This window comes from Geitlerinema sp. PCC 9228 (assembly GCF_001870905.1).
Classification (GTDB): domain Bacteria; phylum Cyanobacteriota; class Cyanobacteriia; order Cyanobacteriales; family PCC-9228; genus PCC-9228.
In genome coordinates this window covers 25264-34074 of record NZ_LNDC01000176.1, presented here as the reverse complement: position 1 = coordinate 34074, position 8811 = coordinate 25264, and the positions used below count along the sequence as shown (strand labels likewise).

Genomic DNA, 8811 nt, shown 5'->3' with positions numbered 1-8811 from the left:
ACGGCGGCTAAAGCCGCACGGGTCGCTTTTCATCCCTGCTTTAAAAAGTCAGGGCTTTCAAGCTCCCGATTCATGCCGGTAAATTGAATAGTGCAAGTGAGCTCCTGTGGAACGACCGGTACTTCCGACATATCCAATCAAATCTCCTTTTTCCACCCGCGTTCCTCGTTTGACGGCAATCTCCGACAAATGTCCGTAGAGGGATACATGAAAGTGCTGGTCTTTCGTACCAGCAAAGGGCGGATTTTGGTTAGTGGCAAAGACTGCAACCACGCCATCGGGTTCCCCTAGCTTGCCGGCATTTAAAGCTTGTATTGCTGGTAAACGGTAGCAGCGGCACGGTGAAGCAAGGCGTGGCGGTAGACCAAGGCATCGAGGTCGTCGCAATAGCCACCACCAATAACGCTGGCGACGGGAACGCCAGCTGCCATACAAGTGCTTAACACCTGCATGTCGCGACGAAAAATCCCAGTGTCGGTGAGGGCAAGTTTTCCCAAGCGATCGCCGCTGTGAATGTCTACTCCAGCATCGTAAAAGACCAAATCGGGATTGACCTCAGAAAGTAAGTCGGGGAGGTAGTGTGCCAGGGTTTGCAAATATTCGTCGTCTTCCATGTCGACGGGGAGGGGAATGTCTAGATCGCTGGTTTGCTTGCGACCGGGAAAATTGGCTTGGCAGTGCATGGAAAAGGTAAATACCTGGGGTTGGTTTTGGAAAATAAAGGCGGTGCCATCCCCTTGATGTACGTCTAAATCGACGATGAGAACTTGGCGCACCTGTTGCTGCTGCAGCAAGACCCGTACCGCGATCGCGATGTCGTTAAAAATGCAAAATCCGGAACCGTAGTTGGGAAAGGCATGGTGGGTGCCGCCGGCAGTGTTACACGCTATGCCGGTTTGTAAGGCTAGCTGTGCGGTGAGAATGCTGCCACCAACGGCAATGCAAGTGCGATCGGCGAGTTGCGGACTCCAGGGAAGACCAATGCGCCTTTGTACCCGCGCGTCTAAGGTGCCGTGGCGGTAGGCGCTGACGTAGTCCGGTTCGTGTACCAATTCAATCCAACTTTGTAAAGGATAGTCTGGCTGCCACACCTGTTCGGGGACAACCACGCCTACAGAAAGTAAATATTCGTAAAGAAGCTTAAACTTATCCATGGGGAAGCGATGCCCTGGTGGTAGAGGGGCTACGTAGTTGGGATGGTAGACAATTGGTAGCTGCATAACGGGAATTTTTGGGTGGTTGCTCCCCAGGCGGTTGCGTGTAAATATACGCCTGAAGCTTTGCCAACTCTATAGTGTAGCGTTTTTGGGAGCTAAAGAATTGTTTAGGTATTTTTGCTTATGAATTGGCCCATCCTACCAAAAAGTAAAGCGCCAGATTTCTATCGGTGAAACCCAGCGCTTTACGCGGTTATAAAATACGAGCTTTATGTTTAGGATCTTTATATCCGCCGATCCCAATTTATTTTTCGTGTATTTCTATACTGCCAGAACTTTTTATGAAGCGAACGATTTCGTAATATTTTCTTTATATTTCATTTCCTTAGGATTTATCACGCTTGGTAAAGTTTTTTGTCGTTGAGGGGGTACAGGCCCCCAAAATCTGAGAAATCCAAATTTCCAGCGATCGCGTGCGCCAAAAACGCTCCCCTTGATGGGTAGAGACCATGGGTTCCACCAAAATGGTGAACATGCCCAAGCGGTTGCCTGCGAGAACATCGGTAAACAAGCGATCGCCCACCATAGCCACCTGGGAAATCGGCAAATCCATCGCCCGTACGGCTTGACGCAACTTACGTCGTGAAGGCTTTTGAGCGCCAGTAATGTAGGGCAAATTTAAAGAACGGGCAATGCGACCAATGCGGCGTTCGCTGAGATTGTTGCTCACCAACCACAAACTCATAAACGGACGTACCTGCTCCACCCAATCGTGCAAGTCCTCAGAAGTATCCATGGCATTCAAAGGCACCAAGGTTTCGTCCACATCTAAGACCAATCCTTTTAAGCCTTGTTTGCGGAGGATGTCTGGATGCAAAGCCACCACACAATCCCCTAAAATCAAATCCGGTTCCAGTAGTTTCCCCCAAGACATAAAATCTATACCATTCATAGTTTGCTGGGAAGCCGACCCAGACGGTGCCGGTTCAGTTGGCAGCGGACGTTTGCTGGTTGTCCATGCGATCGCGAATGCGCTCCTGCGCCGCCTGATGTTCCGCTAGAGTGCGGCTAAACACGTGGGTACCATCGTAGCGAGCCACAAAATAAAGATAATCCGTATCTTCTGGATTGGCAGCCGCTTGCAAACTGGCTTGGGAAGGACTGGCAATGGGTGTGGGCGGCAGTCCGGCATTTAAATAGGTATTGTAGGGAGATTCCGTGCGCACTTGTTCCAAGGTTAGCGGCTGTTCTGGAGTTTGGGTAATGCCCAAACCATATTCTACGGTTGGATCGGCCTCCAGGCGCATTCCCTGGCGCAGGCGATTGACAAACACCCCGGCAATCCGCCGCCGTTCCCGGCCTACCACGGCTTCCCTTTCCACAATACTAGCCAAGGTCACCCACTCCGACAAACGCCAATCGGCCGCCACCCGCTCGTAAATGGGTAAGGCCACTTGCTCAAAACGTTCGAGCATCTGCCAGACCACAGTTTGCGGCGTGACTTCCTGCAAGGGCATTTTGTAGGTATCGGGAAACAAAAAACCTTCCAGGTGGGGCAAGTCTCCCGGCAGCCAGGGATAGCGATCTACAGGGAGCTGGCGGGTGGCGGCGAGAAAATCTTCCTGGGAAAAATAACCTTGCTCTTGCAAGTAGGCACCAATTTGCCGACGCGACCATCCCTCGGGAATGGTAAAGCTGACGGTGACCACTTCCCCCTGCCAAATTTTGGCGGCGATCGCTTCGAGGGAAGAACCGGGGGAAATTTTGTAGGTGCCGGCACGGTATCCCCCATCGCGATCGCGCACGGAGAGCCATTCCGTCCACAACCGCCAAGCAGCGGGGGAGCGAATCAATTCTGCCGCCGCCAGATCCACGCCAATCTGCTGTCCGGGGGTTCCTGGGGGAATTTCAATTTGTACGGCATCCGCTTCGCCGGCGTTGGGATCCACCGGTGCCGAAGCCCAACGCCACCAACTCCACCCCTGCCAAGCGCAAATGCCCCAGGTTAGGGGCAGAACGAATAGGTAGAACCACCATTTGCCAGTCGATTTTTGCGATCGGTTCATGACCACCTGCTACTTCCTCTGGAAACGCTGTGTTGGGAAAATTGGGGGAGGGGACATTGCCCTCCCCACGCAGTTCAAACGAGCCTACCAGCGACGCACCACTAAGAAAACACGAAAAAAAATGCCAATGGCGATCGCGGCTTTAGTCGAGATCGTCAAACAACTGTTCTTCCAACATAGCCTCAATGGTGGGCATGAGGGGTTCGAGCTGTTGGATCTCTTCATCGGAAAGCAGCTCTGGTTTGCCGTTTTTGTCGAGCCGCGCCAAAATTAAATAAGGATCTAGGGGCGTGTAGATCCCGTATTCTTGTTCTTCGTGGTAAAAACTGGCAAGCAGGTGAAATTCTTCGTAATCGCCATCGCCGTTTTCCTCCACATTGCTGTCGCCGAAATTTTGGTTGTCGTCAAAATCGGGTAGCTCGCCGCTCACCGTTAGCGTTACCGCCGTCCGTTGCAAGTTCAGATTTTCTTCTTCCAAAACGGCTTTGGCTGTGGGAAAAATGAGGTTGAGCTCGTCTTCACTATCTACCGGAACGGGTTCTTCCCGTTCTTCGCCATCTTCTTCCTCCCACCAGGCAAAAATTTCCACGGGTAGATCGACAGGAACCAACAGGGCGTAATTCTGACCCTGTAGCTGAAAGGAATGTTCCACAAAACAAGGCAGCGATCGCCCCTGGTTGTCAAAGACGGTCACTGCATCTGGTGGGAAATGTTGATGTTCTTGGGAATATTCAGATGGGGACATAAAAGGTTAACGGATTTGAACGTAAAAGCGCTTGTAGAAGGTACTTCCCTATTCTCCCAAGAATTGCGATCGATAGCGAACTATACAGATAGCTTTGGTTGGCGGCGCTGGTCCAACCACTGCTGCAAAATAATGGCTGCGGCTTTGCGATCGACCAATTCCTTGTGGCGGCTGGGGGCTTGTTTTTGCGCATGCATCAGTTGCTCGGCTTCCAGCGAACTCAACCGTTCGTCTACATACTCCACAGGGAGTTGTAGGATTTGTTGCAATTTCCTCGCATACTTTTGCACTTCCTGGGCTTGAGTTCCCAGCACCCCGTTCATTGAATAGGGCAGGCCAACTACCAAAACCGTTGCCTCGCGTTCGGTAACGATTTGTTGCAATTGGGCTACATCCCGTGCCAACGCCGACCGTTTGATGGTGGTTAGCCCCGTAGCGATCGTGCCCGTGCCATCGCAACCCGCTACGCCAATGCGTTTTCGACCAATATCCAAACCCAGAGCTGAAATTTTCTCCATGGGAAATCTTTGCTAAATCGGTGGTTAAGAAGAACGCTCGCCGTCGCCATCTTGGTCTGAAGGGTCTTCCGCAAACGCCAAGCTGGAGGCAGCACTGTTGGTGGGTCGATCGGTGGAATGGTTGGGATGGCAATGGGATTGACCGCGGTCGGCTTTCCACCACCGCAGGCGGCTGGGAATGGGCGTTCTGGAAGGCTGCAATCCCGGCAAAACTTCCGACAGTTGCAAAGCTTCCAAGGAAACCGGTTTGGATTCCCGCAGTTTGTGCCACACCGAACGGGACATCATCAGCGTGTGTTTGACCCGTTGGGCACCCAGTTTTTCTAAATAAGTTTCCCGATCGCTTTGATAGTCGGCAGAGGCTATCTGCACGGGTTGCGCCGGGAAATCTTGGGCAATGCGGGCAATTTGACACAGCAGCTCGCCGTACAGCCAGTCGTATCCGGGATGGACGGTAATCTGCGCCGCGGCTGGTTGCTCTCCCTCCTGGGAAAGGGTTACTTGAAAGTACCCAATGGCAACTTGCCGTTGGGGTTCAAATACGTAGCCGCTGACGGTTTCTTGACCGGCCATTCCTTGTTGAACGCCGGTGACAATGGAATCGAGCAAGCTGGTTTGAAAATCCTGCAAGCGGTAGTCAAAAACCTGCCGCACCATGGGCGGAACCGAGGCGGCATCCAATTGCTGTAGCAGTTGGGCGTCGGTATTGCTCACCGGCCACAGGTGGCCCAGATTGGGTTCTGCGATCGCGATTTCCTGCAGCCGTTCCGGTGCCAAAGACCAGTAGGTCATCTGCGCCAAGGGTTGAAACCCATTTTGGCGGTACAAAGCCAAACTGCTGCGGTCGTTAATGTCTACTTCCGAAATCCAATTGCGTGCTTGGCGAATGCGTTCGAGACAGTGGCGTAGTAACACCGAACCGGTATGCTGGCTGCCGGCGGCCGTATCCACCACCGCCCGATCGACCCGCCAGGTGGTTTTGGCGTGGTTGCAGGCAGATACCTGAATGGCACCCACCAAGCGATCGCTTTCTTGAGCTACGTAAACGCGAGATAAATGTTGGTAGGGGTTGGGAAACCAACTGAGGAGCTTCCACAACCAAAACCAGCGCCGTAGTCGCTGCCAAGCGAGATCGGGGTTCCGGCGACCAGCAAAACAGCTATCCAAACAATTGTCTGTTAGCAGTTGTTCGATGGTTTCCAAGTCCCAGTACCGGACTGGGCGCACGCTGGGATGCTTCAAATTTTGGGGAACCAGTGATTTCATCGTACTTTAATCAATTCAGCCTCCGCAGACAGCAGCACAGGGAACTCAAGTCCATAATCTTTTGATGAACGTTGCTACGAGTGACAAAACCTACGCAGCCAGACCCCTGCAGCGCCACCAACAGCCAAATGCTTCCCTTGCTGCCATGGTTTATTTAGGTCGAATCAACACCAGGGGGGTTTGCCGATCGGCATTTCCTGCCGGATTGCTTCGCAAGGCTTCTGTCACAACAGTTGGATTGGTATCGGGGGTCGCTGCTACTATCTTAACGGCTTTCAAGTCATTGACATCCACGATAGCAGCCAACAATCCGGTTTCCCGTTGAATCGTCTCTACAACTTTTTGTGGGTCCACCGGTCCGAGCACAATAAACTGGTCGTAGGGGGGCAATGTTCCTGTCACGTCATCAATGAGCCGCGCTTGTTCCCCTGCCAGTTGGTAAAATCCCCCAGGCTTACCTAATATTTTAGCAAGGGCACCCCCAAAAAAGGCAAACAGCACCCGGGCAGGACCGACAATATCTACCAGGGTTTGCAGCCCGCAGGCGGTGGCCATGCTGGAGGTGGGTAGGAAAAAATAACACAATCGTTTGGCCACCCATCCCGGTCGTACGTCGGTTGGCGATCGCCACCGCCCTTGCATAATCGCTAGAGGGGTTTCGCCGATGGTGACAATATCCCCCGGCTGGGCGTGCGGGGCTACGTAGCGTTTCACAATCTCGACGGGGGTGTCTAAATGGCTCAGCAGGTGGGTCTTGACGGGCAAAACCTCGGCGCTGGGTAGGTTTTCCCATGCCAGGGGGAGCATCGGGTCGGGAAATTGTAAAGGCACCACCACGTGGCGAGTTTGCCGAATATATCCTTGCGGTCCGTAGGTAACGTAGCGAAATCGAATCCAGGCGCTTTGTAAGTGGGTAAGATCGTCGCCGGTAATATCCAGGGAAACTTGTACGCGCGTAGTTTTGCCTACCTTAACAATATACGCAAACCAGTATCCATCTTCGCGCGCTGGCATATCTTCGTGACAGGGGGTAATTTGCGTTTGCCACCTCACGCCCGCCAGGCTGCCTTGGCCCAGTAGGGTGGCTTCGGCTTCCGCTTGGGGTACCATGATTTCTAGGTGCTGGGTACGGTTAACCAAGAGCATTTCTCCCACCAAACGGTAGTGCTGGGGCTTTTGGACTTGCAACTGCCAAGTTCCCGGTTCCGCGGCTAGATGGTTTCCCGGTTGCCGGCGGTAGTTCCATTCCAGCCATCCCCATCCACCGGCGACCAGCAGCAATAGGGCGAAAATCAAAAGTGCAACGATATTCAAGGCGATTCACCTATCCCATATCAACCTGAACAGATCGTACTGGCTTGAGGGACTTTCTTCATAGAAATTTGCCGCCTCCGCAGCCCGATCGCGTTGGCTCGGGTCTTGGTCGTGGAACAATAGAAAGACATGCTACTCTATACACTCGGCAATTTCATCAGGAAAAGGCGGTGCTGCTATGAAGCTGGTTTGTTCGGTTAGCGATTTAAATACCCACTTATCCTTGGTCAGTCGTGCTGTACCCGCACGCCCCAACCATCCAGTGTTGGGCAATGTTCTATTCCATGCCGATGCCGAAGCCCAACAGGTGAAGCTGACGGCGTTTGACCTCAGTCTGGGCATCCGCACGAGCTTTGCGGCTCAAGTGGAGAGCGATGCCAAGCTGACTTTGCCGGCGAAGCTATTTCATGAGATTGTCGCGAAGTTACCTCCAGGGGATTTGACCATCGAGGCCACCCTATCGGAGACACCTCCGTCCGAAGGCAGCGAAACAGCAACAGCTGCTACTGCAGAAGATGATGGGGAAGAAAACAGCCATAGCGAGGCGGCTGAAAGTGCGGCGACCACGGCGATCGCGACGTTATTTTCGGTCTCCGGACGCTACCAGGTCCGCGGTATGGATGCGGAAGAATTTCCCGAACTGCCAGCCATTGAAAATGGTTCCACCGCCCAAATTTCTGCGAAAGCGCTTTTAGAAGGATTGCGCGGTTCTCTGTTTGCCGCCAGTACCGACGAAACCAAACAGGTGCTCACTGGCATTCATCTGGTGGTGGGGGAAGATGGGTTGGAATTTGCTGCTACCGACGGACATCGTTTGGCTGTGGTGGAAACGACGAACGAACTGGAAAAAGATGGGGAGTTGCAACCTTTGGAAGCCGATGCTTTTGAGGTGACTATCCCTACCCGCGCTTGGCGGGAGTTGGAACGCGCGATCGCCCTGCACGATCGCGATCGCCCCATTCAACTGTATTTCGACCCAGGTCAAGCGATTTTTGAGTTAGACAACCGACGCCTCACCACCCGCACCCTGGAAGGTCAGTACCCGGCTTATCGCCAGCTGATTCCCGATCGCTTTAGCCGGCAAATTTCGGTGGACCGCAAGCAACTTTTGCAGGCGTTGGAATTGGTTTCGGTGCTGGCAGACCGCAAAAACAGCGTGGTGAAATTTAGCCTCGATGCCGAAGCCAACCAGCTTTCCCTTAGTGCGGATGCCCAGGATATCGGCAGCGGTACCGAATCGTTGGATGCAGATATTTCTGGAGACAGCATCGATGTGGCGTTTAACGTGAAGTATTTGATGGAGTCGTTGAAAAACCTGCAATCTTCCCAGATCCAAATTCAGCTCAATACAGCCACTTCCCCCGCTATTTTGCAACCGTTGGGGGGCATCAAAATGACCCACTTAATTATGCCGGTGCAATTGCGATCGTAAGGGTTCTTGCTACCAAAAATAGGGGCAAACATACTTGCCCCTCCAATTCTTGGGTTGCCATTGGAAAGCTGGTTAAAAAGTTACGAAAAAACACGGGAACTTGAAAGCCCTGCCTCTTTCCCAGCCGAGATGAAAAGCGACTCGTGCGGTCGCCGCCGTCAAAATGTGCTACAGTTGCATCAAAGTACGTCCACAATGGGGCCGAAAAACCCTCGCCGAGGGTCCCTGTTCGCCGGGGAGGGGCTAGCTCATAGGGAATCTCTTCACAGGCACACCCAAGGAAGCGAGAATCTCACGAATAGAATTCGTGAGA

General features: G+C 52.9%; 8 protein-coding genes and 1 pseudogene. 1 reads left to right on the top strand and 8 read right to left on the bottom strand.

Annotation, left to right across the window (positions count from 1 at the left end):
* Positions 1 to 57: 57 nt before the first annotated feature.
* The 8 genes and pseudogenes from AS151_RS18805 to AS151_RS18770 form a co-directional block, all read right to left on the bottom strand.
* Positions 58 to 210, bottom strand: a pseudogene (locus tag AS151_RS18805) (M23 family metallopeptidase); the annotation flags it as partial.
* A 92-nt stretch (positions 211 to 302) separates the two neighbouring features.
* Positions 303 to 1220 (bottom strand): histone deacetylase, encoded by a 918-nt coding sequence (locus AS151_RS18800; RefSeq protein WP_071518611.1) that lies wholly within the window; start codon positions 1218 to 1220, stop codon positions 303 to 305.
* Between the two features lie 322 nt (positions 1221 to 1542).
* A complete protein-coding gene (locus tag AS151_RS18795; protein ID WP_071518610.1) occupies positions 1543 to 2091 on the bottom strand; it encodes a YqeG family HAD IIIA-type phosphatase in 549 nt (182 codons plus the stop codon).
* A 52-nt stretch (positions 2092 to 2143) separates the two neighbouring features.
* Positions 2144 to 3223 carry an endolytic transglycosylase MltG gene (mltG, locus tag AS151_RS18790; protein ID WP_071518609.1) on the bottom strand — a complete coding sequence of 360 codons (1080 nt, stop codon included), beginning with the start codon at positions 3221 to 3223 and terminating at the stop codon, positions 2144 to 2146.
* Positions 3224 to 3365: 142 nt separating this feature from the next.
* A complete protein-coding gene (locus AS151_RS18785; RefSeq protein ID WP_071518608.1) occupies positions 3366 to 3968 on the bottom strand; it encodes a DUF3727 domain-containing protein in 603 nt (200 codons plus the stop codon).
* Between the two features lie 80 nt (positions 3969 to 4048).
* A complete protein-coding gene (gene ruvX, locus AS151_RS18780) occupies positions 4049 to 4486 on the bottom strand; it encodes a Holliday junction resolvase RuvX (protein ID WP_071518607.1) in 438 nt (145 codons plus the stop codon).
* A gap of 24 nt (positions 4487 to 4510) precedes the next feature.
* A complete protein-coding gene (locus tag AS151_RS18775; RefSeq protein WP_071518606.1) occupies positions 4511 to 5752 on the bottom strand; it encodes a GNAT family N-acetyltransferase in 1242 nt (413 codons plus the stop codon).
* Positions 5753 to 5902: 150 nt separating this feature from the next.
* Positions 5903 to 7072 carry a F420-0:Gamma-glutamyl ligase gene (locus tag AS151_RS18770; protein ID WP_071518605.1) on the bottom strand — a complete coding sequence of 390 codons (1170 nt, stop codon included), beginning with the start codon at positions 7070 to 7072 and terminating at the stop codon, positions 5903 to 5905.
* Between the two features lie 172 nt (positions 7073 to 7244).
* On the opposite strand from AS151_RS18770, the gene dnaN reads away from it, so the two are divergent.
* The gene (gene dnaN / locus AS151_RS18765; protein WP_071518604.1) at positions 7245 to 8498 is read left to right on the top strand and encodes a DNA polymerase III subunit beta; all 1254 of its coding nucleotides are present in this window, start codon (positions 7245 to 7247) and stop codon (positions 8496 to 8498) included.
* Positions 8499 to 8811 lie beyond the last annotated feature (313 nt).

Coding starts and splice junctions, on each gene's coding strand:
- AS151_RS18795 (WP_071518610.1), bottom strand. CDS start 2,091: ATGTCTTGGGGGAAACTACTGGAACCGGATTTGATTTTAGGGGATTGT.
- AS151_RS18785 (WP_071518608.1), bottom strand. CDS start 3,968: ATGTCCCCATCTGAATATTCCCAAGAACATCAACATTTCCCACCAGAT.
- ruvX (WP_071518607.1), bottom strand. CDS start 4,486: ATGGAGAAAATTTCAGCTCTGGGTTTGGATATTGGTCGAAAACGCATT.
- AS151_RS18800 (WP_071518611.1), bottom strand. CDS start 1,220: ATGCAGCTACCAATTGTCTACCATCCCAACTACGTAGCCCCTCTACCA.
- dnaN (WP_071518604.1), top strand. CDS start 7,245: ATGAAGCTGGTTTGTTCGGTTAGCGATTTAAATACCCACTTATCCTTG.
- AS151_RS18775 (WP_071518606.1), bottom strand. CDS start 5,752: ATGAAATCACTGGTTCCCCAAAATTTGAAGCATCCCAGCGTGCGCCCA.
- mltG (WP_071518609.1), bottom strand. CDS start 3,223: ATGAACCGATCGCAAAAATCGACTGGCAAATGGTGGTTCTACCTATTC.